23 protein-coding genes are annotated in these 23,597 nt (G+C 72.0%); 15 read left to right on the forward strand and 8 right to left on the reverse strand.

The features are described from left to right. Positions 1-646, forward strand: a 646-nt coding sequence (locus VM840_07695) for a lyase family protein (GenBank protein ID HVL81456.1), incomplete at its 5' end; no start/stop codon positions are given. Here the strand turns inward: VM840_07695 and VM840_07700 are convergent. After that, the gene (locus tag VM840_07700; protein HVL81457.1) at positions 643-1,107 is read right to left on the reverse strand and encodes a hypothetical protein; all 465 of its coding nucleotides are present in this window, start codon (positions 1,105-1,107) and stop codon (positions 643-645) included. The two genes, VM840_07695 and VM840_07700, sit on opposite strands and share 4 nt — an antisense overlap. Further along, a complete protein-coding gene (locus VM840_07705) occupies positions 1,104-1,604 on the reverse strand; it encodes a hypothetical protein (protein HVL81458.1) in 501 nt (166 codons plus the stop codon). The genes VM840_07700 and VM840_07705 overlap by 4 nt, the downstream gene beginning before the upstream one ends. A 117-nt stretch (positions 1,605-1,721) precedes the next feature. Between VM840_07705 and VM840_07710 the strand changes: the two genes are divergently transcribed. Next, a complete protein-coding gene (locus VM840_07710) occupies positions 1,722-2,846 on the forward strand; it encodes a hypothetical protein (protein HVL81459.1) in 1,125 nt (374 codons plus the stop codon). A 32-nt stretch (positions 2,847-2,878) separates the two neighbouring features. Continuing rightward, positions 2,879-3,499: an HD domain-containing protein gene (locus VM840_07715; protein HVL81460.1), complete on the forward strand. Its 621-nt coding sequence runs from the start codon at positions 2,879-2,881 to the stop codon at positions 3,497-3,499. Here the strand turns inward: VM840_07715 and VM840_07720 are convergent. Further along, the gene (locus VM840_07720; protein HVL81461.1) at positions 3,496-4,311 is read right to left on the reverse strand and encodes a DUF1385 domain-containing protein; all 816 of its coding nucleotides are present in this window, start codon (positions 4,309-4,311) and stop codon (positions 3,496-3,498) included. The two genes, VM840_07715 and VM840_07720, sit on opposite strands and share 4 nt — an antisense overlap. A gap of 98 nt (positions 4,312-4,409) precedes the next feature. Between VM840_07720 and VM840_07725 the strand changes: the two genes are divergently transcribed. The 9 genes from VM840_07725 to purM all read left to right on the forward strand — a co-directional run bounded on the left by VM840_07725 (position 4,410) and on the right by purM (position 12,368). Continuing rightward, entirely contained in the window at positions 4,410-5,312 is a 903-nt protein-coding gene (locus tag VM840_07725; GenBank protein ID HVL81462.1) for a phosphoribosylaminoimidazolesuccinocarboxamide synthase, read from the forward strand. Then, a complete protein-coding gene (gene purS / locus VM840_07730) occupies positions 5,309-5,566 on the forward strand; it encodes a phosphoribosylformylglycinamidine synthase subunit PurS (protein ID HVL81463.1) in 258 nt (85 codons plus the stop codon). Before VM840_07725 ends, purS begins: the two co-directional genes overlap by 4 nt. Further along, a complete protein-coding gene (locus tag VM840_07735) occupies positions 5,563-6,009 on the forward strand; it encodes an SRPBCC domain-containing protein (protein HVL81464.1) in 447 nt (148 codons plus the stop codon). Before purS ends, VM840_07735 begins: the two co-directional genes overlap by 4 nt. Positions 6,010-6,050: 41 nt before the next feature. After that, on the forward strand, positions 6,051-6,263 hold the full coding sequence (locus VM840_07740; protein HVL81465.1) for a hypothetical protein: 213 nt from the start codon (positions 6,051-6,053) through the stop codon (positions 6,261-6,263). Further along, entirely contained in the window at positions 6,260-6,907 is a 648-nt protein-coding gene (gene purQ, locus VM840_07745; GenBank protein HVL81466.1) for a phosphoribosylformylglycinamidine synthase subunit PurQ, read from the forward strand. The genes VM840_07740 and purQ overlap by 4 nt, the downstream gene beginning before the upstream one ends. Then, positions 6,904-9,102, forward strand: a complete 2,199-nt coding sequence (purL, locus tag VM840_07750; protein ID HVL81467.1) for a phosphoribosylformylglycinamidine synthase subunit PurL — start codon at positions 6,904-6,906, stop codon at positions 9,100-9,102. The genes purQ and purL overlap by 4 nt, the downstream gene beginning before the upstream one ends. Next, entirely contained in the window at positions 9,099-9,896 is a 798-nt protein-coding gene (locus VM840_07755) for a hypothetical protein (protein HVL81468.1), read from the forward strand. Before purL ends, VM840_07755 begins: the two co-directional genes overlap by 4 nt. 70 nt (positions 9,897-9,966) lie before the next feature. After that, the gene (gene purF / locus VM840_07760; GenBank protein HVL81469.1) at positions 9,967-11,382 is read left to right on the forward strand and encodes an amidophosphoribosyltransferase; all 1,416 of its coding nucleotides are present in this window, start codon (positions 9,967-9,969) and stop codon (positions 11,380-11,382) included. After that, positions 11,379-12,368, forward strand: a complete 990-nt coding sequence (purM, locus tag VM840_07765) for a phosphoribosylformylglycinamidine cyclo-ligase (protein ID HVL81470.1) — start codon at positions 11,379-11,381, stop codon at positions 12,366-12,368. The genes purF and purM overlap by 4 nt, the downstream gene beginning before the upstream one ends. On the opposite strand, the gene VM840_07770 is transcribed toward purM, so the two are convergent. Further along, entirely contained in the window at positions 12,365-13,447 is a 1,083-nt protein-coding gene (locus VM840_07770) for a pyridoxal-phosphate dependent enzyme (GenBank protein HVL81471.1), read from the reverse strand. The genes purM and VM840_07770 overlap by 4 nt on opposite strands. 58 nt (positions 13,448-13,505) lie before the next feature. Between VM840_07770 and VM840_07775 the strand changes: the two genes are divergently transcribed. Both VM840_07775 and VM840_07780 read left to right on the forward strand, forming a co-directional pair. Continuing rightward, positions 13,506-15,089 (forward strand): ATP-binding protein, encoded by a 1,584-nt coding sequence (locus tag VM840_07775; GenBank protein ID HVL81472.1) that lies wholly within the window; start codon positions 13,506-13,508, stop codon positions 15,087-15,089. After that, positions 15,086-15,520, forward strand: a complete 435-nt coding sequence (locus tag VM840_07780) for a response regulator transcription factor (GenBank protein ID HVL81473.1) — start codon at positions 15,086-15,088, stop codon at positions 15,518-15,520. The genes VM840_07775 and VM840_07780 overlap by 4 nt, the downstream gene beginning before the upstream one ends. On the opposite strand, the gene selB is transcribed toward VM840_07780, so the two are convergent. Beyond that, entirely contained in the window at positions 15,508-17,394 is a 1,887-nt protein-coding gene (gene selB, locus VM840_07785) for a selenocysteine-specific translation elongation factor (GenBank protein HVL81474.1), read from the reverse strand. The genes VM840_07780 and selB overlap by 13 nt on opposite strands. A gap of 88 nt (positions 17,395-17,482) precedes the next feature. On the opposite strand from selB, the gene VM840_07790 reads away from it, so the two are divergent. Further along, entirely contained in the window at positions 17,483-18,376 is an 894-nt protein-coding gene (locus tag VM840_07790; GenBank protein ID HVL81475.1) for a hypothetical protein, read from the forward strand. Here VM840_07790 and selA read toward each other — a convergent pair. Genes selA through VM840_07805 form a run of 3 tightly spaced genes read right to left on the reverse strand, consistent with a single transcriptional unit; the run spans position 18,373 to position 23,256 of the window. Next, complete coding sequence (gene selA / locus VM840_07795; protein HVL81476.1) at positions 18,373-19,719, reverse strand: L-seryl-tRNA(Sec) selenium transferase; 1,347 nt, start codon at positions 19,717-19,719, stop codon at positions 18,373-18,375. The two genes, VM840_07790 and selA, sit on opposite strands and share 4 nt — an antisense overlap. A gap of 7 nt (positions 19,720-19,726) precedes the next feature. After that, the gene (locus tag VM840_07800) at positions 19,727-21,508 is read right to left on the reverse strand and encodes an ABC transporter ATP-binding protein (GenBank protein ID HVL81477.1); all 1,782 of its coding nucleotides are present in this window, start codon (positions 21,506-21,508) and stop codon (positions 19,727-19,729) included. Further along, positions 21,505-23,256: an ABC transporter ATP-binding protein gene (locus tag VM840_07805; protein HVL81478.1), complete on the reverse strand. Its 1,752-nt coding sequence runs from the start codon at positions 23,254-23,256 to the stop codon at positions 21,505-21,507. The genes VM840_07800 and VM840_07805 overlap by 4 nt, the downstream gene beginning before the upstream one ends. Positions 23,257-23,597 lie beyond the last annotated feature (341 nt).

Raw genomic sequence — 23,597 nt, forward strand, 5'->3', positions numbered from 1 at the left:
CGACCGCCACGCCGCCTACCTCGCCTGCCTGGCCGGGATCGGCTCGTCCATCGAGCGGCTCGCCGTCGAGATCCGCCACCTGGCCCGCACCGAGGTCCGCGAGGCGGAGGAGCCGTTCGCCGAGGGAGCCCAGAAGGGCTCGTCGTCGATGCCGCACAAGCGGAACCCGTGGCGGTGCGAGCGGCTGTCCGGGCTCGCGCGGCTGCTGCGGGGGTACGCGCACGCCGGGTGGGAGAACCTGCCGTCCTGGCACGAGCGGGACATGTCCCAGTCGTCCGTCGAGAGGGTGGCGCTGGCGGACGCGTCGATCGTCTGCGACTTCGCGCTCGCCGAGATCGGCGAGATAGTCGCCGGGATGCGCGTCTACCCGGACCGGATGCGGGCCAACATGGAGCGGAGCTTCGGGCTCTCCTACTCCCAGCACGTCCTGCTCGCGCTCGTCGACGCCGGGCTCTCGCGCGACGACGCATACCGGATCGTGCAGGGGGCGGCGATGCGGTCGTGGGAGGAGGAGCGTCCGTACATCGAGGTCCTGAAGGAGGACGAACGCACCTCGGTCGTCGACCTCGATGCGGTCTTCGACGAGGCGACCTTCACTCGCCACGTGGGCGTCGTGATCGAGCGCCTGCAGGCCCTGGACGTCTAACCCGCGGCGACGCCTCGGTAGTCCTGGTGGCCGTAGCTGGGGAACTCCATCCGGAAGCTGCCCCCGACGGCCGTGGGGTCGACCGCGGTCACCGGCGTCTGCGCGAAGGTCGCTCCCCCAGGCCCGGCGATCTTCTTGGCCGTCCCCGAGGTCGAGATCCCGAGGCCGAGCATCCTGTAGGCCGGATCCGACGTCACGTGGACGTGCAGCTCACCGACCACGAAGTGCACCCCGGGCGGGACGACGAAGGCGTCGACGGGAGCCCCCGTGGAGCAGACGTCCGACCCGGGCTCGGCCTTCGCCGGTACCAGGACCTGCTGGAGCGCACCCACCTGGACCGGGACCCCGTAGTAGAAGTACGCCTTCGCGGGGGAGCCGCAGGTGCCCGCCACCGCGGGAGCGGACGACGCCACCACGAGGGCGGCGAGGCAGAGACCGAGAACCCGGGTCACGTCTCTCATCCGGCGGGCGTCCGATAGGACTGGGTGCCGTAGCCGGCAAAGGTTGCCGTGAAGCCCCCGGTCACGATCGTGGGATCGAGCGCGTACGTGTCCGACTTCGCGTACCGCACCCCGGTCTCCGACGAGGTGAACCACTCCGACGTGGCGCACCTGTTGGCGAGGCCGAGCCCGTGGAGGCAGTAGGTGGGCTTGTTCTGTCCCACCGCCGTCTGCAGCTCAGCCCGTACGAACGCGACCCCCGGCGGCACCACGAAGGCGTCGGCCGGGGCTCCCGTCATGCACGCCTCCGTGGCGGGGTGGGGCCTGGCCGGGACTAGGACACGTCCCCCCGGCGCCCCCGGGGCCGACGCTCCGTGGAAGAAGTACGCGACGATCGGGACGCCGCAGTCGCCCGCTGATGCGGGCTGGCCGATCTGGGCGAGCGTGGCCACGAACAACCCACCGATGACCACCCGCGCGACGCGACGCCCCCACGGGCGTCCGGGACCCTCACTCATGACGCCACCCATTCGACGACGGGCGCCCAGCTTCCTGCCGCCGTCCCGCCCCGGGCGGTTGTGGTCCGGCTCCCGCGTGGGCATCTACTCGTCCACGACCGATCCCGGAGGTGACGCATGACCCAACGACGCAAGGCGGAGTCCCCGAAGGCGCGCGCCTGGCACGGCGACGCCGCCGCGGCTAACAGGCTGGACGAGGACAGGCGGTGGGTGGTCTGGGGGACGGGCCCCCGAGAGGTGGACGTCCTGCGGACGGCCCGGCAGGGGGACGACATCGCGGAGGGGATAGTGCGGGGACGCGACCCCGAGTGGGCGGACTCGGACGACCCCCTGCGGTGGGTGGTGGTGCTCGACGCGGACGAGGACGACGTCGACGCGTGGGTGCAGGAGGACCCGGCTGCGGCCGGCTACGCAGCGCACCTGATCGCCCCCTCGAGCGACGAGCGTCCGGCCGAGCTGGTCCAGCAGGATGTCGAGAAGGGAGAGCCGGCCCCGCTCCCGCCGAAGGCCAGCAAGCCCAGAGCGAAGTCGGCCTCGGGCGGGTCGAAGGCCGCGAGGTCCAACGGCGGCGAGCGTCCCGGTCCCGCAGGGGGCGAGGAGACCGGCGGCGCGACGGGCCGGGAGCCCGCTCGAGACGAGGAGACGGCCGGCCTGCTGGCCCGCATGCTGGACGCGCTCCCGATCGGGCCGCGGTCCGAGATCTACGAGGGTGAGCTGAAGGTGTTCGCGGGGGCCGACCTCCCCGACGTCCCGCTCTTCGCCGAGGCCGGACCGCACCGCCTGGTGGCCCGGCTGACCCACACTGCCGAGCTGCCGGTTCCGCAGTTCCTGGCCCTGGCCGTGAAGGTCCCGGACATCTACGGTGCAGGTCGCGACCAGGACATCCTCATGTTCTCGAGCCTGCCCGCGCCGGTCGGCCACCACGTGGTGGCGCCGGCGCTCGGGTTCGAGCGGGCCACCTTCTCCACGCTGCTCCCGCACCGGGTAGGCGGGCAGCGCCTGCTCTTCGGCGCGGTCGGGACCCGCTCTCCCCGTGAGGAGGGCCTCACGTTCCGGCTGGTCGTCGCCCCACCGGTCGGCGGCTGGCGCGACGCGGGCGTCCTGTACCTGCGCACGAAGGTCGAGGACGCGGCCGATGCCCCGCGGTTCGACCCGTGGACGACCGGCGGCAGCATCGCCCCCACCGGGACCGTCAACCGCGTCCGCCGGATGGTGAAGGCGGCCGTCCGAACGGTCCGATAGGACGAGCGGGGGTCACCGGGTACCTTTCACCGGTGGCCCCCGACGACCTCACCTCGCGGCTGGACTTCCTGCTCGCCGCGGACGCGCTGAAGCAGGTCCTGCGCCGCAACCCCCTGACGGACGGCTCCCGGCGCGAGAACACGGCCGAGCACTCCTGGCACATCGCGCTGATGGCGCTGGTGCTGTCCGAGCACGCGGCCGAGCCGGTCGACCTGTGGCGGGTCGTCCGGATGCTCCTCGTCCACGACCTCGTCGAGGTCCACGCGGGAGACACGTTCGTCTACGACGAGGCGGCCCGGCTCGGGAAGGAGGCGGCCGAACGGGAGGCGGCCGACCGCATCTTCGGCATGCTCCCGGACCCCCAGCGCGACGAGCTGCATGCCCTGTGGGAGGAGTTCGAGACCGCCGACACGCCCGAGGCCCGCTACGCCCGGGCCGTGGACAGGCTCTCGCCTCTGCTCCTCAACCACGCGTCCGGACCGGGCAACGCCTGGCTCGCCCACGGGGTGACCGCCGACCGCGTCCTCGCGCGCAACGAGCCGATAGGCGAAGCGCTGCCGGAGGTCTGGGAGGAGGCGAAGCGTCGCGTGTCCGACGCGGTGGACCGGGGGTTCCTGGACCCGACCCCCGGCGCCGCAGGTCCGGACGGCTAGGCCGCGACGGGTCGGGGCGACTCGGCCCGGACCGCCGCCGCGTGCTCGGACAGGCACGCCTCGACCGCCCGCACCCCGACCAGCAGCTCCTCGGGGCTGGGCTCGCGGATGGTGACCGCCCGCTGCAGGAACCGGCCGGGAGCCAGGATCGCCCGCGTGAAGCGGGTCCCGCCGGCGCGCCGCATGGCCAGGGCGAGGAGCTCGGCCGCGCTCGCCACCATGACGAGAGGCGCGACCACGCCGAGCGGCCCCCGCGGCAGGGGGACGGCGGTCACGAGGAACAGGATCGCGACGAGGTTCGTGCCGCACCGGTCGTGGATGGCGGTGACGCGGGCCACCCCGCGCAGGTCGCCGAGGTCGACCCCCTGCTCGTGGGCGGTGATCGCCTTGTGTTCGGCGCCGTGGTGACGCCAGAGGGCGGCGGGCATGAGGATCCTCATCGACCCGAGCACGACCGCCCCGAACAGGGGGTCGATCATGGCCCGCCCGATCCCCTGGTCGAACCCCAGGTACCGGGCGAGGAGCCAGTGGGCGGCGCTCAGCACGACGATCACGAAGGCGAAGCGCTGGGTGGACCGCATCCCCTGAGGGTTGCCCTTCGCGCTGCGCACGACGGCCTGCATCCCCGCGGCCAGCGCGGCCAGCACCCGCACCACCGGCACGGTGCTCGTCTTCGTCTGCTGGACCAGTCCGGTCTCGACCGACCCGTCGGTGCGGGCGATCGCCCACGCCTTGTTGCTCCGGATGTACACGCCGTCCGGCAGCGCCATCCCGCCGAGGCGGACGCGGGCCGGTGCGGCGACTTCGGACATGACGGCCAGGTTACGGCCGGTCCCACCCCGCCGCCTCCGTGCCGGGCACGGAGATCGGACACGACCGCCATGTCCGCCCGGTCGGTTAGCCTGAGCCGGTGACCGCCACCATCACCGGGCTCGAGCTCGACCTCCCGAAGGTCGCGACCGGCAAGGTCCGCGAGGTCTTCGACGCCGGCGAGCACCTGCTCATGGTCGCGACCGACCGGGTGAGCGTCTACGACGTGGTGCTTCCGACCTCCATCCCCGACAAGGGCGCCGTCCTGACCGGGCTCTCTGTCTTCTGGTTCGAGCGCACCCGCCACATCATCGGCAACCACTACCTGGACCACCGCCTCGTCTCGTTCCCCGAGGGGGCCCGCATACCCGAGCTGGCCGGTCGTTCGATGCTGGTCCGCCGGGCGGAGATGCTCCCGGTCGAGTGCGTCGTCCGCGGGTACCTGGCCGGGTCCGGCTGGGCCGATTACCAGCGCGCCGGCGAGGTGTGCGGGGTCCGGCTGCCGGAGGGCCTGCGGGAGGCCGACCGGCTGCCGGAGCCGATCTTCACGCCGGCCGCGAAGGCAGCGACCGGACACGACGAGAACATCGATATGGAGGCCGCCCGGACCCTGGTCGGCGACCCGGGCCTGCTCGAGCGGGCGCGGGAGGCCTCCCTCGCGCTGTACGCGTTCGGACACGCCCACGCCGCCGAGTGCGGCATCGTCCTGGCCGACACGAAGTTCGAGTTCGGCCTGGTGGACGGGGAGCTCGTCCTGTGCGACGAGGCGCTGACCCCCGACTCATCCCGCTACTGGCCGGCCGACGAGTGGGAGCCGGGACGCAACCCGCCCTCGTTCGACAAGCAGTACGTGCGGGACCACGCCGCCTCCGTCGGCTGGGACAAGACACCTCCCGGACCGGCCCTCCCCACCGAGGTCGTGGAGGGGACCCGGGGCCGCTACCGGGAGGCGTTCGAGCGGCTCACCGACTCGACCGTCGACGCGTTCGTCGCCACGTCATGAGCGTCCGAGCCCTCGCCCGCATCGAGGTCACCCTCAAGCCGGGCATCGCCGACCCCCAGGGCCAGACGGTCGAGCGCTCCCTGCCCGCGATGGGGTGGGAGAACGTGAGCGAGGTCCGGATCGGCAAGCACCTGGAGCTCGCGCTGGAGGGGGAGTCGCTCGACGCGCTGCGGGAGCAGGTCGACGAGATGTGCCGGGCCTTCCTCACCAACCCGGTGATGGAGCAGTACGGGTTCACGCTCGAGGAGCTGTGACCGACCCGGATGCCCTGGCGCCGATCGTGCGCGAGGTGTACGTCGACGCCGACCAGGCGACCGCGTACAGCGCGTTCGCCGACATCGGGAGCTGGTGGCCGCTCGAGACGCACCCCGAGGAGGGCGACCGCACCCGCACGGCCATCCTGGAGGACCGCCAGGGGGGGCGTCTGTACGAGGTGGCCGAGGACGGTACCGAGCACGAGTGGGGGACGATCCAGGCCTGGGAGCCTCCCAACCGGTTCTCCGTGATCTGGTCGCTGCACGCGGAGGGGGCGACCGAGTGGTCGGTGAGCTTCACCCCCGAAGACGGCCGTACCCGCGTGGTCGTCGAGCACATCGGCTGGCAGACGCTGGGGTCGGGCGACGAGCTGCGGGCCACGTACGACTGGCAGTGGGAGAAGCTCCTCGAGCTGTTCGCCCGGTCCCTCCAGGGCGGCTAGCCAGGACGGCTCCCATGACGGCCGTCCGATACCCTGAAGGCATGTCCGACCGGGGCTCCCTGGCGCTCGTCGTGGTCCTGCTGTCCGCCGCCTTCATCTGCTCGCTGGGGGCGGCGTTCTTCGCCATGCAGCCGCCCGTGGTCCTGCCCGCCGATGTCCGGACGTGGGGGATGGCCGCGCTCGCCGCGCTATCGCTCGGCCTGACGCTGGTCGCGGTCGCGCGGATGTTCCGTCCGGCGGGGGGCTCCCGGTGACCACGGTCGCCGTGGTCCAGTTCCCGGGGTCGAACTGCGAGCAGGACGTCGTCCATGCCGCCCGCTCCGCGGGCCTCGACGCCGGGCTCGTCTTCCACCTCGAGACCGACCTCGGCGGTGCGGACGCGGTCGTTCTGCCCGGCGGCTTCGCGCACGGCGACTACCTTCGCACCGGCGCGATCGCCCGGTTCTCTCCCGTGATGGACGCCGTCCGGGCCCACGCCGAGGCGGGCAAGCCCGTCCTGGGGATCTGCAACGGGTTCCAGATCCTCGCGGAGGCCGGGCTCGTCCCCGGCGCGCTCCATCGCAACGCCGGCCTGCGCTTCATCTGCGACTGGACGGAGATCGAGGTCGTGGACACCGACACCCCGTTCACGCGCGGGATGCAGCCCGGACAGCGCCTCCGCATCCCGATAAACCATTACGAGGGCAACTACGTGCCCGGCGAGGAGGAGCCGCGGGTCGTCTTCCGCTACCTCGACAACCCCAACGGCTCTTGGCGCTCGACGGCCGGGGTAGCCAACGACGCCGGCAACGTGGTCGGACTGATGCCCCACCCGGAGCGCGCGGCCGAGGAGTGGCTCGGCTCGACGGACGGCGCCCTGTTCTTCGCCGGCCTCGTGCGGGAGGGCGCGCGCGTTTGAGCACCACCGAGCAGGTCCCGCTGTACCAGGCCCTCGGCCTCACCCGGCCCGAGTACGACGACATCGTCCGCACGCTCGACCGGGAGCCGAGCCACACCGAGCTGGCGATGTTCAGCGTGATGTGGTCGGAGCACTGCTCGTACAAGTCCTCCCGACGCTTCCTGCGCGACCTCCCCACCGACGCCCCGTGGCTCGTCGTCGGCCCCGGAGAGAACGCCGGCGTGGTCGAGGTCGCCCCCGGCATCCGTGTCGCGTTCAAGATCGAGAGCCACAACCACCCGTCCGCCGTCGAGCCCTTCCAGGGGGCGGCCACCGGGGTGGGCGGGATCGTCCGCGACATCCTGTCGCTGGGAGCCCGTCCGATCGCGCTCCTCGACCCCCTGCGGTTCGGTCCGCTCACCGACGCTCGCAACCGGTTCCTGTTCGACGGCGTCGTGAAGGGCATCGCGAGCTACGGCAACTCGCTCGGGCTCCCCACGGTGGGAGGCGAGGCGGTCTTCGACCCCTGCTACGACGGCAACCCCCTCGTGAACGTGATGTGCGCGGGGATCCTCGAGGATCCGGACATCCTGCGCTCGGCCGCCACCGCCCCCGGACAGCTCGCCCTGCTCTTCGGGTCCCGCACGGGCCGGGACGGGATCGGCGGCGCCTCGATCCTGGCCTCGAAGGAGTTCGAGGAGGGCGAGGAGAGCAAGCGGCCGAGCGTCCAGGTCGGCGACCCCTTCATGGAGAAGCTCCTCATCGAGGCGTGCCTGGAGATGAAGCGCGAGGGGCTGCTGGCCGGCATCCAGGACCTCGGCGCGGCCGGGATCTCGTGCGCGGTCTCCGAGACGGCGGCCGCCGGGGGGCTGGGGATCGAGGCCGATTTGGGCTCGGTCCCGCTGCGCGAGCAGGACATGGAGCCGTGGGAGATCTGCATGTCCGAGTCGCAGGAGCGGATGCTCGCCGCGATCGAACCCGGACGCATCGACCGCGCCATCGAGATATGCCGCCGGTGGGGGCTCGAGGCGGCCATCGTCGGCCGGTACACGGAGGGTGGACGGGTCGTCGTCCGCGGGGGGGACACGCTCTTGGCCGACGTCCCGGCCGACTCGCTCGCCGAAGGACCCCTCTACGACCGCCCGACCGCGGACCGCGACCGTACGGATCAGCACTCGCTCGACCCCCTCGACCTGGGCTGGCCGCAGCCGGAGGAGCTGCTCATGCGAGTCCTGCGGTCGCCCACCGTCGCGTCGAAGGGGTGGGTCTGGCACCAGTACGACCACATGGTGAGGCTCAACACGCTGGTCGTGCCGGGCTCGGACGGCGCGGTCCTGCGCGTGCCGGAGTCGACCCGGGGGCCGGGGCAGCCGGGCATCGTCCTGTCCACCGACGGACCGGGCCGCTTCTGCGCCCTGGACCCCTACGGGGGCGGGTTGCTCGCGGTGGCGGAGTCCGCGCGCAACGTCGCCTGCCTGGGAGCCCGTCCGCTCGCCATCACGAACTGCCTCAACTTCGCCTCGCCCGAGCGACCCGAGGTGATGGGCGACTTCGCGCGCGTCGTGCGCGGGATGGGGGCCGCGTGCGCCGAGTTCGCGATCCCCGTCACCGGCGGCAACGTGTCCTTCTACAACGAGTCTCCGGCGGGCGCCGTCCACCCCACACCGGTCGTGGGGATGCTCGGCGTCCTCGACGACGCCTACACGTACCGTCCCCTGGCGCCGCGTCCCGGGGACGTGCTCGTCCTGCTCGGGGAGACGCGTCCCGAGCTCGGTGGGAGCGAGGCGCTCGCGCTCGTCCACGGGTTGGTGGCCGGACGCGCCCCGTTCGTGGACGTGCAGGCCGAGGGACGCCTGGTCAGGCTCCTGGGCGACCCGCGGCTGGGGACCGCCGCCCACGACTGCTCTGACGGAGGTCTGGCCGTCACCCTGGCCGAGATGGCGATCGCGGCCGGGTGCGGGATCTCGGTGGAGATGACGCCGGGCGCCGACCCCGTCTGGTGGCTCTTCGGTGAGTCGACCGCGCGGGCCGTCCTCGCCTGCTCGCCCGAGGAGGTCGACCGGGTCCTGGCCGTGGCCGGGCGGGCCCGGGTCCCCGCCGCGCCGATCGGGACGGTGACGGGTGGGGCGCTGGAGGTGCGGGGCGTCCTCAGCGTCGCCTTGGAGGACCTGGCCGCCGCCTACCGGGGCGCCATCCCCGAGATGATGCAGACATGAGGAGGCTGGCGCTCGTCCTGGTGCTCGCGCTCGCGGCGGCCGGGTGCCGCGGTGACGACGAGGGTCCCGGCGGGGGCGACGACGCCGCGGCCGCCCTGACTGAGATCGCCCAGAAGGCGGAGCCGCTCACCTACAAGGCGACCTACAGGTTCCAGCTGCGAGGCCCCCTCGCGGAGGGGTCCGAGACGAAGCTCGAGATCGTGCAGAGGCCCCCGGAGAGCCTGCGGCTCTTCCAGACCACGACCGCCGATGCGGACGGCAAGACGTTCACGGAGTCCACGTGGATCGTGTCGAAGCTCGCCGACGCGCAGGAGCCCACGAGCCCCCTCACCTTCTACAGCTGCTGGGCGGGGGACAGGACCACCCGCGGGCAGGTCCGTTGCCACGAGGCCCCTCCCACCGGGATGTTCGGCCGACGTCAGATCGACGAGGTCTTCGAGTTCGTCCGCCGCCCCCGGGAGTCGTTCGAGTCGGTGGAGTCGCTCGGTTCCCAGAGCATCGCCGGCGAGGAAGCTGCCTGCTTCGAGGCCGTCCACCAGGCGGAGCCCCCGGACCCCGCGGTCTCCCCCGCACCTTTCGACCCGCGCCGGCACAAGCTCCAGCTGTGCTACTCGACCGACGGGATCCTGCTCCGGATGCATCGGTCGATCGACGAGCCCGTCCCGACGGGGCTGGGGTACGTCGAGCAGGTGCTGGAGGCGACCTCGGTCTCCCGCACCGTCGAGGACGGGGAGATCGAGCTGCCCGGTGAGGTCCGGACATCCTCCGACCTGAAAGCCACCCCTTCGCCGTGAAGCCACTGGCGTCACCCGCCGATACACTGGGGGCGCACGGTCGGGCTGACGGCGGCGAGAGGATCGGGCGATGACCCCTTTCGACGGGGTGCGCGAGGAGTGCGGTGTCTTCGGCGTCTGGGCCCCGGGTGAGGACGTCGCCCGCCTGACGTACTTCGGCCTCTACGCGCTGCAGCACCGCGGCCAGGAGTCGGCCGGGATCGCCACGAGCGACGGGTCGGGCGTGGTCGTGTACCGCGACCTCGGACTCGTCTCCCAGGTCTTCAACGAGAAGGTCCTCCAGGGGCTCGTCGGCCACCTGGCGATCGGACATGTCCGCTACTCGACCACGGGCTCCTCGCACCGGTGGGAGAACGCCCAGCCGGCCAGGGTCTCCCGCGCCGACGGGGGGGACATCGCCCTCGGCCACAACGGCAACCTCGTGAACACCTCCGAGATCGCCTCGGAGCTCGCCGCCGCCGGGGTCAACGTCGAGGCGAGCACCGACTCCCACCTCATCGCCGCCCTCCTCGCCCGGGAGCCGAGCGACGACCTGGTCGACTCGTTCAAGAAGGTCGCGCCGCGACTCCAAGGCGCGTTCAGCATCGTCGCGATGGACGAGAACCGGATCTACGGGATGCGCGACCCATTCGGCGTCAGGCCCCTGGTGATAGGTGTCCTGCCGGGAGGCGGCTACGTCTTCGCGTCGGAGACCTGCGCGCTCGACATCGTGGGAGCCCAGTACATCCGCGACGTCGAGCCGGGCGAGCTCGTCGTCATCGACGGCGCCGGCGTCCACAGCCACTGCCTCACGGAGGCGACACCACGGCTGTGCGTCTTCGAGTTCGTGTACCTGGCCCGTCCCGACTCCGTCCTCTACGGACGCAGCGTGTACGAGGTCAGGCGGTCGATGGGCAAGCAGCTCGCGGACGAGTCCCCCGTCGAGGCCGATCTGGTGATCGGCGTGCCCGACTCCGGACACGCGGCCGCCCAGGGTTTCGCCGACCGGGCCGGGCTCCCGTACGGGGAGGGGCTGATCAAGAACCGCTACGTGGGCCGGACGTTCATCCAGCCCACCCAGTCCCTTCGGCAGCAGGGGGTGCGGCTGAAGCTCAACCCGCTCCAGGAGGTCATCGAGGGGAAGAGGCTCGTCGTCGTCGACGACTCGATCGTGCGTGGGACGACCTCGCGGGAGATCGTCGAGATGCTGCGGAAGGCGGGAGCCCGCGAGGTCCACATGCGGATCTCGAGCCCCCCGGTGGCCTGGCCCTGCTTCTACGGGATAGACACCGCGAACCGCGACGAGCTGATAGCGGCGAACGCGTCGCCGAACGAGATCCGCGGGTTCATCGGGGCCGACTCCCTGGGTTACCTCTCCCTCGACGGGATGCTCACCTCGACCGGGGTGGCGACCGAGAGGTTCTGCCACGCCTGCTTCTCGGGGGGGTACCCGATCCCGGTCCCGACGGAGACGCTGCTCACCAAGAACGTCCTAGAGCAGGCGTGACCCGCACGTACGAGGGGTCCGGCGTCGACCAGGCAGGCGCGGACGCACTGATCCCGTTCTTCGCGAAGCAGGCCGCCCGCACGAAGCGCCTCGAGGTGGTCGGTGACGTCGGCGGGTTCGCGGGCGGGTTCTCGCTCGAGCGCCTCGCCGACCTCGGGTACCGGCGCCCGGCGCTCGTCGTCAGCACGGACGGCGTTGGGACGAAGGTGGAGCCGCTGAGGGCGGCCGGACGGCACTCGACCGCGGGGTGGGACGCGGTCGCGATGAACGTCGACGACGTCGTCTGCGTGGGGGCCGAGCCACTGATGCTCGTCGACTACGTGTCGGTCGAGAGGCTCGACCAGGACGTGGTCCGCGAGATAGTCACCGGCGTGGCGGACGCCTGTGCCACCGCCGGCTGCTCCCTCGTGGGGGGCGAGACGTCGCAGCACCCCGGGCTCCTCCCTCCGGACGGCTACGACGTCGTGGCGACCTGCGTGGGCGTGGTCGACGTGGACCGGGCTTGGGGTCCGGACCGGGTCCAGACGGGGGACGAGATCGTGGGGCTGGCGGCGACGGGTCCGCACGCGAACGGTTTCTCGCTGATCCGGGCGCTCGTGTCCGAAGGCGGGGTGCCCGTCCCCGACGAGCTGCTCGCGCCGACCGGCATCTACTGCCGGGCGCTGCTGTCCGCAGCCGAGGAGGTGCCCGTGCACGCCGCGGCGCACGTGACGGGGGGCGGGATCGCGGGCAACCTCTCGCGGGTGCTGCCCGACGGGGCCGGCGCCTACGTCGACCGGCAGGCCTGGCCGCGTCCGGGTTGGATGGAGCTGCTGCTCGGTTGGGGGGTGGCCGAGACCGAGGCCTACGCGACGTTCAACGGGGGGCTCGGGATGCTAGCCGTCACGCCCGAGGGGGAGGCGCTCGTGCGGGCGCTGGCCGGGCGAGGCGTCGAGGCGTGGGTGGTCGGGGCCTTGGAGGGCCCGGCCGGCGCCCACCTGCGCTAGAGGTAGCGGCGCAGCGGCGACGGGACCACGTCGTCGGGAGCGGCTTCGAGCCCGGCCGGGATCCGCGCGTCGTACGTGAGCACGAAGACGAGGTTGCGTCCACGCCATGCCGGTGACCCGGCCGCGTCGAGGAAGGCCGCGAAGGCCTTCCCCGAGTACGTGGCCTCCAAGGCGATCCCCAGCGCGCGTCCCACCTCCCGGGCCGCGCCGGCCGCCTCGGTAGGCTCGGCGTACCCTGCTCCGAGCTGGTCCCCGACGACCCGCAGCAGCCGCGTATCGGGAGCCGGCATCTCTGCCCCCGCGCTGCGCAGCAGCCGGACGGTGCCTGCGGCCAGCGTCCGTAGCCAGGCTCGGGAGGTGAGCGGGAGGGGGTAGACCCGGACGGCGAAGACGGGGCAGCGGACACCCCCGGCCTGCAGGCCGAGGGCGAGCCCCACACTCGTACCGCCGCTGCCGAACGGGACGAAGACGGCGTCGGGAGCGTCCAGCTCGCCGGCGGCGACCTGCTCGGCCAGCTCCAGCCCGAGATCGACCGCGCCGACCGTCCCGACCGGTTGGGAGCCGCCTGGGACGATGACCGAGGGACGCCGACCCGATACCCGCAGGCGGCCCGCCACGCCGGCCAGGACCACCGGCACGAGCAGGTCCGACGGACAGAACGTCACACCGGCCGCCATGGAGCACATCGCGCGCAGCGTCCGGCGCGATCCGTCGGACACGTGGTGCGGGAAGATCGCCAGATGCGCCTCGAGCCCGGCCTCCGCGGCGTGGTACGCGGTGGCGAGCGCGTGGTTCGACCCGACGCCCCCGCTCGTGACCACGGACCGGCTCCCGCGGGCGATCGCCGCGCCGAGCAGCCACTCCAGCTTGCGGACCTTGTTCCCGCCCATCTCGGCGCCGGACCGGTCCTCGCGCTTCAACCAGGCGCGCGCCGCCGGCCGTCCGAGGACCCCGCTCAGGTCGACCTCCTCCACGGGCGTCGGGACCTGCGCCAGCGGGAGCAGGTCGAGTCCGGGCATCGGTCCGAGGCGCCGACGGATGGCGCGGGCTGGACCGGACGGGCCTGTCTTGGAGTCCACGCGGCCCCTAGACTAAGCGGGACGGCCTCAGCTGCCAGGGTGGCGGGAAGGGAGACGCGTGGGGGACCTCAACCCGGACGGCGTCGCCGGCGGGACGAGCGAGGAGCTGCGTAGGACCGCGCGCATAGCCGGACTGCGCGACTTCGAGAGCCCGACCCTCGAGCAGGTGGAGCGTCGTCGCGTCGAGCTGATCTTCGTGAGCTTCTCCCTCGTCGTGCTGTTCGCGGCCGGTCTCGCGATCCTGACCGCGTTCGTCGAACCCCCGGACACGCTCGGCAACCTCGGGCGCACGGCCGACGCCCTGCGCGTGTTGATCGTGCTCCTCGGCGTCCTGTTCGGCGCCTACGTCTGGGAGAAGGAACGACACCTGCGCCGGCTCTCGCGCATCCTCGTGAACGAGCGGGTGCTGGCCGCCGCCCTGTCCAACCGATTGAAGGAGATCTCGTCGCTGTCGGAGGCCGGCAAGGCCGTCGTGTCGATGCTCGAACTGGAGGACGTCTTGAAGGTGGTCCTCTACGCGGCATCGGATCTGCTGGAGGCGGACGAGGGATCGGTCCAGCTGGTCGAGGGCGACGACCTGGTCGTCGCCGCGGCGGTGGGTCCTACGCAGCGCTTCCTCGGCCAGCGAACGTCGATGATGGAGGGGCTCGCGGGGTACGTGGCCCGCTCGCGGGAGCCGCTCCTGATCGAGGGACGTCCCGACATGAGCGATTTCGGCGTGGTCGTCCATGCGCGTGAGAAGCGCATCGAGTCGGCCATCTCCGTCCCGCTGGAGGCGAAGAGCGAGCTGCTGGGGGTCCTGAACCTCAACGTGACGACCGGTGAGCGCCGCTACAACGAGTACGACCTGCGCGCCCTGCGTCTGTTCGGGGAACACGCGGCGATGGCCATCCGCCACGGCCGGGCCCTCCGACGCGAACGCGAGCTGCGCACCCAGATCCTCGAGCTCGACCGGCTCCGGTCGGAGCTCGTCGGCAGCATGACGCACGACCTGAAGACACCGCTGACGACGATCCTCGGCAACGCGAAGTTGCTGCTGAAGCGGGGGGACGAGCTGGCGGTCGAGCGCCGGGACGAGTCGCTCGAGGCGATCGTGAAGCAGTCGGAGAGGCTCCTGGTGCTGATCGAGAGGCTCCTCGACGCCGCGCGATCGCAGGCGAGGGCGACGCTGGCTCCGACGATGATGGACATCGTCCCCGTCGTCGAGCGGATCGCGGCTGCGTACACGAACGCCCACGGCCTGAGGGTGGTCATCGAGCGCTCATCCGAGACGCTCCCGGTGTTCGCCGACCCGGATGCGGTCGAGCAGGTGCTGGCCAACCTCCTCGAGAACGCCGTGAAACACGCGCCGCAGGGGACGACCGTGTGCGTGCGCATGAGATCCGCGGGAGATACGGTCCAGCTCGTCGTCGCCGACGACGGACCCGGGATCGCCCCCGAGGTGCGCGACCGCCTGTTCGAGCCGTACCGGCAGGGCGAGGGCGGGAGCGGGGGGGTAGGCTTGGGGCTCTTCATCGTTTCGAGCCTCGTCACCGCCATGGGAGGGACGATCGACGTGCGCAGCGACGCGGGTGGGGGCGCCACGTTCACCATCACCCTCCGCGCCGAGGCCGGGGAGCCGGCCGCGCCCGAGGCGAAGTGAGCCGGGGACGGGTCCTGATCGTGGACGACGACCCGCTGCTCCTGCGGGTCCTGCACCTGGCGCTCGAGACGGAGGGGTACGAGGTCCTCCTCGCTTCCGACGGCGACACCGCTCTGAAGCGGATGAGGGAGAGACCCGATGTCGTCCTCCTCGACGTGATGATGCCGCTCCTGGACGGGTGGGGGGTCCTCGAGCGGATGCGGGGCATGGAGCAGCGTCCCAGGATGGTCGCGCTGACCGGGAAGGTCGGCCGCCGCGACGAGATCCGCGCCTGGCAGCTGGGCGTCGATGAGTACGTGATCAAGCCCTTCGACACCGAGAAGCTGCTCGGGCTGATCCGGGACCTGGTCGAGCGGACGCCCGACGAGCAGGCGAAGCGGCGGGACGAAGCGCTGCGCGCGCTCGGCGTCCCGGCCGATCAGGAGCTCTGAAGGGTCCGGCCCCGGGGGCCCAGCACCCTCGCGTCCCCGTTGCGCTGGGTCACCCCGGTCGCGTCCAGATGCTCGAGGAGCGGGACCGCGTACTTCCGGGTGGTCCCGACCGCGTCCCGGACCTGTGAGACGGTGGCCGGGCCCCCTACTGCGATCAACGCGACGACCTTCTTCTCTATCTCGGACATGACGTCGGCCGCGTAGACGATGCCGGGCGTCACCTCCACGATCTCACCGGCCCGCGCCATCGCCCTCAGCAGCTCCCTCGGCGCTTCCACCTCCGGCGGAGAGACGCCCCCCGCGCGCAGCTGGGCCAGCACCCGGTCCGCCTCGGCCCGGTCCGCCGGGTCGAGGCCGGTGCTGTGGCCCGGGAGCCTGACGTGCACGCCCTCCACCTCGAGCTCACCCGCCGAGCTCCAGAGTTCGAGGAAGGCTGCGAGCGGCTTGGCGTCCAGATCGAGCGCGCGGCGCAGCGCCTCGCGCGCGATACCCGGCTCGAGCCTGTGGGCCTCGTGGTGGGCGGCCACGGTCTGCTTGGCGCGGGTCAGGAGCGTCTCGGCCCGACTCCGATCGACGACGTAACCCGGGAGCCGGACGACCTGTCCGGCCGCGGCTGCGCGCTCGAGCGCGCGTTGGAGGCGGTCGTCCCCGGCTCCCGAGAGCCACCGGAGGTCCTCGACCGTCACGATGCCGCGCTCCGCTGCGATCCGCGCGACCAGGTCGTCGCGCACCTCGGCCTCGCGCGCGTTCAGTCGGTCGATCACGTCGCGGTCGCCGCGCCGCAGCCGTCCAGGGGCGTGGTCGAGGACGACCCCGCCCGCGACGGTCTGCCACCGTCCCACGTCGCGGACGACGAACCGGTCCATCGGCTCGACGGGAACGGGGCGCATCGTGAACACCTGGACGAGGAGCGACGCGCCCGGTCCCAGCCCGCCCTCGCCTTCGGGCAGCTCCTCTAGGAACCTGACCCGGCACGGGAGCTCGGCCGACCCGACGTACAGCTCGTACGCGCCCTTCTCGGTGAGCGCGTGGCCGCGATCGCGCGAGGTCCGCAGGCGGGCCGCGAAGTTGTCCGTCTGCTTCCACGTGCCGGGGGGCACCAGTGCGTCCCCGCGCATCACCCGCTGCTTCTCCACGCCCACGAGGTTCACCGCCACCCGGGAGCCGGGGACGGCCGTATCCACCGGGTGCCGGTGCGTCTGCAGGGCGCGGATCCTCGCTCGGTGGCCAGCGGGGAGTATCTCCACCTCGTCGCCAACGGACATCGTCCCGCCGGTGAGGGTGCCGGTGACCACCGTCCCCGAGCCGGTGATGGTGAAGGACCGGTCCACGAAGAGCCGAGGGCGGCCACGGTCGGCCGTCTCCTCCACGCCTGAGAGCAGATCGTCGAGCGCCGCCGAGAGCGCGTCGATGCCTTCCCCCGTGCTCGAGGACACGGAGATCGCGGGGGCTCCCTCGAGCGACGTTCCGGCCAGCCGCTCCGTCACCTCGGTCCGGACCTGCTGGAGGCGCTCGGTGTCGACCAGGTCGCTCTTGGTCAGCACGACGATGGCGCTCGACACCTGCAGGAAGTCGAGGATCTGGAGGTGCTCGGCGCTCTGAGGCATCCAGCCCTCGTCCGCCGCGACGACGAAGAGGGCGGCGTCGACGCCACCGACGCCCGCGAGCATGTTCTTGATGAACCTCTCGTGGCCCGGGACGTCGACGAGCCCGATCTCGCGACCGGAAGGGAGCGTGGCCCAGGCGAACCCGAGGTCGATGGTCAGGCCCCGCCGCTTCTCCTCCTCGAACCGGTCGGGGTCCATGCCCGTGAGCGCCTTCACGAGGGTGGACTTGCCGTGGTCGACGTGTCCCGCCGTTCCTATGACGTGCATGGCCTCCAGGGGTCCGGACGTGAGCGCGCCCCCGAAACGATACCCACGTAGACTGGAGGACCGCCCCATCCGACCGAGGAGCTCCCCTGTGCAACCGATCACCCGACGCGGTTTCTTCGGACTGGCGGCTGGGGCCGCCGCGTTCGCCGCCTGTTCACGCTCCGGACCCGGAGCCACCCCCACGGCGACCCCCCTCAACCACTCGTTGGTGCTTGCGACGGTCGAGATCGCGGTGGGCGACGAACGTGTCGCGTTCGCCGTCTTCGACGGACAGCGACCGATCGTCCCCGGTGACGTCCGATTCATGCTGACCCCCCCGGCGGGGGAGCCCGTCGAGGTGGAGCCGAGACGCGTCGAGATCGAGAGGGGACTGGGAGGTGAGGAGGCCGGCGGTGACTCCTACGAGCTCTTGGTGGTCAACAACGAGTTCCAGACGCCCGGCCACTGGTTCGCTGAAGCCCGCTTCCAGCATGGAGGCCGGGAGCGGACGGTGAGCTCGGTGCTGGAGGTGAAGGGGGACAGCACGACGCCGAGGGTCGGGGAGCCCGCGCTGCGTACGGAGTCGCCGACGACGTCCGACCCCCGCGGCGTGGACCCGATCTGCACGAGGAAGCCGGTCTGCTCGATGCACGACATGACGATCGCCCAGGCGGTGGGTTCCGGGAAGCCGTCGGTCCTGGCGTTCGCCACCCCGAGGTTCTGCGCCTCGCAGACCTGCGGTCCGGCCGTCGACATCATCGAGTCGGGCAAGCAGCTGGTGGGTGACGCGGCCTCGTTCGTCCATATCGAGATCTACCCGAGCCTAGACATCCAGCCGGGCCGGAGCCCGACGACGGAGGCCGTCCGCGAGTGGGGGCTCCCCGGCGAGCCCTGGGTCGTCTTCGTGGACGCGCAGGGGGTCGTCCGGGCCCGGTGGTCCGGTGCGGTCGGCGAGGACGAGTTCCACGACGGCGTGCAGGCCCTGGTGGCCGGCACCCTCTAGGTCCGCCGCAGCGCTGCGATCACGAGCTCGTCGAGCTCGGCAGGGACCGTGCGCAGGTCCAGGACGAGCCTCCCGCCTTCGACGCGTCCGATGACCGGGGGATCGGCGGCGCGCAGCGCGGCGGCCAGGCCGGACGCGCTCAGTCGGGGGTGACGCAGCCGGATCACCGGCGTGGCCACCGTCTCCCCGGGCAGGGAGCCACCTCCCACCGCGGACGCCCCGTCGGCGATCTCACCCTCGAGCCCGTGCTCCTCGGCGGACCTCAGCACCACGACGCTGCGGTCGCGCAGCGTCCCGGGATCGGCCTGGATCATCCTCCACACCGGGAGGTCGCCCGTCCGTCCCCCCAGGTGCAGATCCACGGTCCGCGCCAGCGCGGCGATAGTCATCCTGTCCGGACGCAGCGCGCGCATCAGCGGGTGCTTCTTCAGCCGGTCGACCAGGGCCCGCCGCCCGCAGACGACGCCCGACTGCGGGCCGCCCAGGAGTTTGTCCCCCGAGAAGCAGACGAGGTCGACACCCGCCGTGACCGCGTCGCGCACGAGCGGCTCCTCTCCCAGGGCCTCCGATACCAGCCCGGACCCGGCGTCGAGAACGAGCGGGACGCGTCTGGACCGGGCGAGCGCGACGAGATCGCCCAGCGGCGGGCTCGCCGTGAACCCGACCACCCGGTAGTTGGAGGGGTGCACCCTCAGGACGAACGCCGTCTGCTCCCCGATCGCCCGCTCGTAGTCTCGGAGATGGGTCCGGTTCGTCGTGCCGACCTCCCGCAGGGTGGCGCCGGCGTCGACGACCACATCGGGGATCCTGAACCCTCCTCCGATCTCGATGAGCTCGCCACGGGAGATGACGACCTCCCGGCCCTGAGCCAGCGCTCTGCACACGAGCAGGACGGCGGCCGCGTTGTTGTTGACGACCAGGGCCGACTCGGCTCCCGTGAGGGCGCGCAGCGAAGGCTCGAGGCTCGAGTGACGGTCGCCGCGACGTCCGGATCTCAGGTCGAGCTCGAGGTTGGAGTAGCCCCTCGCCACCTCGACGACCGCGTCCACCGCCTCGGGGGCGAGGGGAGCCCGTCCGAGGTTGGTGTGCAGTATCACGCCCGTGGCGTTCACGACCTCGCGCAGCGGCGCGAGGCGCAGCCCGGCGACCGCGTCCCGGACCTCGGCGACGATCTCTTCGCGTGTCGGCGCTTCACCCGTCCGGCGCGCGCGCCGCCGGACCGACGCGAGCACCTCGCGGACGGCCTCCACCACCACCTGACGCGGGAGGCCGTCCATCTCGCCGACCGCGTCCCGGACGAGCTGTTCGACCTGCGGGATGGTCCGACGGGGGTCTGCGGTCACGGCCTCATCATCCCTCGAGCCAGTGCTGGTACAGCCGCGCGTACAGCCCGCCCTTCGCGATCAGCTCGTCGTGGGAGCCGAACTCGGCGACGCGACCCCCCTCGATGACCGCGATCCGATGGGCCCGGGCGGCCGTGGAGAGACGGTGGGCGATGACCACCGTCGTACGCCCCGCCGCGGCCACGCGCAACGCCCCCTCCACCTGCGCCTCCGTCTGCGCGTCGAGGGCCGAGGTGGCCTCGTCGAGGACCAGGACCCGCGGGTCGGCGAGCAGTGCGCGGGCGATCGCGACGAGCTGCTTCTCTCCGCCGGACAGCCCGGCTCCCCGCTCGCGCACGTGGGTGTCGTAACCGTCCGGGAGGTGAGCGATCACCTGGTCGATCCCGAGCATCCGGCAGACGGATTCCACCTCGTGGTCGCTCGCGTCCGGGCGCGCGAACCGGACGTTGTCGCGGATCGTGCCGGTGAACAGGAAACCCTCCTGAGGGACGAAAGCGGACGCGGCTCGCAGCTCCGCGAGCGGCACCTCACGGAGGTCGCGCCCGTCCAACGTCACCCGTCCGGACGTCGGGTCGTAGAAGCGTAGGAGGAGCTTGGCGACGGTCGACTTACCGGCTCCCGTGGGTCCGGTCAGCGCGATCGTCTGCCCCGGGGCGACGGGCAGGTCGACCTCCCGGAGCGCGGGGTGGTCGGTGGGGGCGTAGCGGAAGGTGACGTCCTCGAGCGCCATCTCACCCTCGAGGTCCCCGGCGGCCGCGGCCGTCCCGTCGTCGCGTATCGCGGGCTCCGTCTCCAGCAGACCGGCCAGCTTGGCCAGCGCGGCCAGCGCGGACTGGAACTGGTCGTAGAGCTGGGACAGCACCTGGATCGGTTCGAGCGTGGAGGAGAGGTAGAGCACGAACGCGGCGAAGACCCCCACGCCGAGGTCCCCGCGCAGGGTCCGCCAACCGCCGTACCCGAAGACGACGACCTGTCCCGCGAGCGAGATGACCTCCATGAGCGGGAAGAAACGGGAGCCGAGCCGGAAGGACTCGACGTTGGCGTCCACCCACTCCTCGTTGACCTCGCGGAACCTGGCCCGGTTATGCCCCTCGCGCCGGAATGCCTGCACGACATGGACCCCACGCACCGTCTCCTGCATGTAGGACAGCACCGCGGCGATGCGCTCCCGGACGGCCGTGTACGCGCGCTCGGACCGGACCCGGAACGCGATCGCCGCGGCCGTGGTCAGCGGCACGACGATGGCGAGGCTGGCTGCGGCCAGGCGGAGGTCCAGGCTGAACAGGACCGCGATGGAGCCGAACAGGTACACCGCGTTGCTCGCGAACTGGACGAACGACTCGGTCACGAGCAGCTCGAGTGTCTCGACGTCGGAGGTGAGCCGGGAGACGAGCCGGCCGGCCTTCTCGCGCTCGAAGAACCCCATGTCGAGCGAGGTGAGGTGCTCGAACACCGCGACGCGTAGCTGCTGCAGGGCGAGCTCCCCCACGCGGCCGGCGACCATCACCGAGATCCGCAGGCTCGCCCAGGAGACCGTCGCGCTCGCCAGCATCCCGAGCGTGGCCACGTTCAACGCCCTCAGGTCGCGCCCCCCGATCCCGGCGTCGATCGCGTGGCTCAGGAGGTACGGGACGAGGAGCGCCGACCCCTGGGAGACGATGAGCAGGACCGCCGCGCCGAACATCCGCCACGCGTACGGTCGCAGGTACGGCCAGACGACCCGCAGCTCGCGGCGGCCGAAGTGGGGCTGAGGCTCATCCGGCAGCGGGAGGTCGGCCGAGCGTCTCATGTCGCCGCCTGCTCGTCGCGGAGCGCGTCCACCGATATGGCGGACACGAGCGCCTCCCGGTACGCCGGCACCCGAGCCCAGAGCTCCTCGTGCGTCGCCGTCGCCACGATGCGTCCGTCCTCCATGTAGGCCACGCGGTCGGCGAGCGCGGCGGTCGAGGCGCGCCGCGCCACGATGAGGGTGGTCCGTCCGACCATGGCCTCACGGAGGCCGCGGCGTATCGCGGCCTCCACCCGCGCGTCCACGGCCGAGGTGGCGTCGTCGAGGATGAGCACGGGCGGGTCCATGAGGACGGCGCGCGCGATGGCGATGCGTTGACGCTGACCGCCCGAGAGCGTGTAGCCGTGCTCGCCGACGATGGTGTCGTAGCCCGCCGGGAGGTCCACGATGAAGTCGTGCGCCTGCGCGACCACGGCCGCCCGGACGATGTCCTCCGAAGGGGCATCGGGACGCCCGAACGCGATGTTCGCCCGGATGGTGTCCGAGAACAGGAAGGTGTCCTCGAACACCATCCCGATGCTCGCGCGCAGGGACTGCAAGCTCACCTCGGCGATATCGGTGCCGTCTACGAGCACGCGTCCGGACTGCGGTTCGATGAAGCGCGGCAGCAGGCGCATCAGGGTCGATTTGCCGCACCCCGTCTGGCCGACCAGTGCGAGCGACGTCTTCGCGGGGACCTCGAGGTCCACCGCGGTGAGGGTGGGTCCGCCTCCGGGGTAGGCGAAGCTGACCCCCTCGTACACGATCTCGGCCGGTCCCTTCGTGAGCGGCCGCGCTCCCGTGCGGTCGCCCACGCCGGGCGGGGTGTCCAGGACCTCGAAGACGCGCCGGGACGCGGTGGCCGCCCGCTGCGCGGATGCGACGATCCACCCCACGGCGCGCAGCGGCCAGGCGAGCATCGTGAGGTACGCCGTGAACGCGACGATCGTCCCGATCGTGGTGTCCCCCGCGATCGCCCTCCGTCCGCCGACGTAGAGCCCGGCTACCATCCCCAGGCGCGGTAGCAGCTCGAACAGCGGGCCGATGAAGGCGCGGAGGCGGATCTGCTCCATGGACCGTGCGAAGATCCCCTCTGCCTCGCGCTCGAGCTTGGCCACCTGATGGGCTTCGCGCCCGAAGGCCTTCACGACGCGTATCCCGGTCACCGTCTCCTCCACCACCGAGGCGAGGTCCGCGAGCTTCTGCTGCAGGCCGTAGACGACCGGATCGAACCGACGCGAGAAGCGGTAGGTGGCTACGGCCATGAACGGGAGCACGGCCATCGAGAGCAGGGCCAGCGGCCAGTCGAGGTAGATCATGATCGCGACGATCACGAAGAACTGGAGGATGAGTCCGACGGCCAGCGGGACGAACATCCCGAAGTTGCGGATGGCCTGCAGGTCGCTCGACGCCCTGGACATCACCTGGCCGGTGGACACCCGCTCGTGATAGCCGATGTCCAGCGCCTGCACGTGCTCGTAGAGCGCGTCGCGCAGGTCCCCCTCGACGAGGATGGAGACCTCCCCCGCGAGCTGGCGGCGGAACCCATGGAGCACCGCACGGATCAGCCCGACGACCACGACGGCGCCGATCAGCTGTGCCAGGAGTCGGCCGTCGCCGCGCACGATGGCCCGGTCGATGATGGCTCGCGTGAGCAGCGGCATGGCCGTCCCGAGCGCGATCCCGGCGACAGCGGCGAGGGTGCCCCCGTACAGCTTCCGCCGGTGAGGTCGCGAGGCCTTGAACAGGCGACGCAGGGTGGGTCCCATCGGTCGACCAGCCTACCCCCGGACGGACGTGGCATAGACTTGCTGGACCGGAGGTGGCCGTGGCGGCCGCCTACACCCTGTGTCGAGGACAGAGGCCAGACCAGAGAGGTGCTCGCGCGCGTGCGAACGAGAGACGCGACCCGGCAGATCGCACTGCCCGGCGTTCGGATCACCGGGGCGCCAGTGGTGGTCGAGGTCTGACGATGCGACGAGCCGCGGTGGTCCTCACCCTGCTCGCGCTCGCGGTCCTGTCGATGCCGACGGCGATCGGGCAGTCAGCGCTCGGCGGGGAGGCGGGGCCTCAGCAGGACACGACCCCGGCTCCCACCGCGATCATCCCC

Source organism: Actinomycetota bacterium (assembly GCA_035540895.1).
Classification (GTDB): Bacteria; Actinomycetota; JAICYB01; order JAICYB01; family JAICYB01; genus DATLFR01.

What these genes read in the sequence shown, in the direction of transcription:
- VM840_07700 (HVL81457.1), bottom strand. Translation starts at nt 1,107, where the DNA reads ATGAGAGACGTGACCCGGGTTCTCGGTCTCTGCCTCGCCGCCCTCGTG.
- VM840_07710 (HVL81459.1), top strand. Translation starts at nt 1,722, where the DNA reads ATGACCCAACGACGCAAGGCGGAGTCCCCGAAGGCGCGCGCCTGGCAC.
- selB (HVL81474.1), bottom strand. Translation starts at nt 17,394, where the DNA reads ATGCACGTCATAGGAACGGCGGGACACGTCGACCACGGCAAGTCCACC.
- purS (HVL81463.1), top strand. Translation starts at nt 5,309, where the DNA reads ATGAGCGTCCGAGCCCTCGCCCGCATCGAGGTCACCCTCAAGCCGGGC.
- VM840_07805 (HVL81478.1), bottom strand. Translation starts at nt 23,256, where the DNA reads ATGGGACCCACCCTGCGTCGCCTGTTCAAGGCCTCGCGACCTCACCGG.
- purF (HVL81469.1), top strand. Translation starts at nt 9,967, where the DNA reads ATGACCCCTTTCGACGGGGTGCGCGAGGAGTGCGGTGTCTTCGGCGTC.
- VM840_07740 (HVL81465.1), top strand. Translation starts at nt 6,051, where the DNA reads ATGTCCGACCGGGGCTCCCTGGCGCTCGTCGTGGTCCTGCTGTCCGCC.
- VM840_07800 (HVL81477.1), bottom strand. Translation starts at nt 21,508, where the DNA reads ATGAGACGCTCGGCCGACCTCCCGCTGCCGGATGAGCCTCAGCCCCAC.
- VM840_07705 (HVL81458.1), bottom strand. Translation starts at nt 1,604, where the DNA reads ATGAGTGAGGGTCCCGGACGCCCGTGGGGGCGTCGCGTCGCGCGGGTG.
- VM840_07755 (HVL81468.1), top strand. Translation starts at nt 9,099, where the DNA reads ATGAGGAGGCTGGCGCTCGTCCTGGTGCTCGCGCTCGCGGCGGCCGGG.
- VM840_07720 (HVL81461.1), bottom strand. Translation starts at nt 4,311, where the DNA reads ATGTCCGAAGTCGCCGCACCGGCCCGCGTCCGCCTCGGCGGGATGGCG.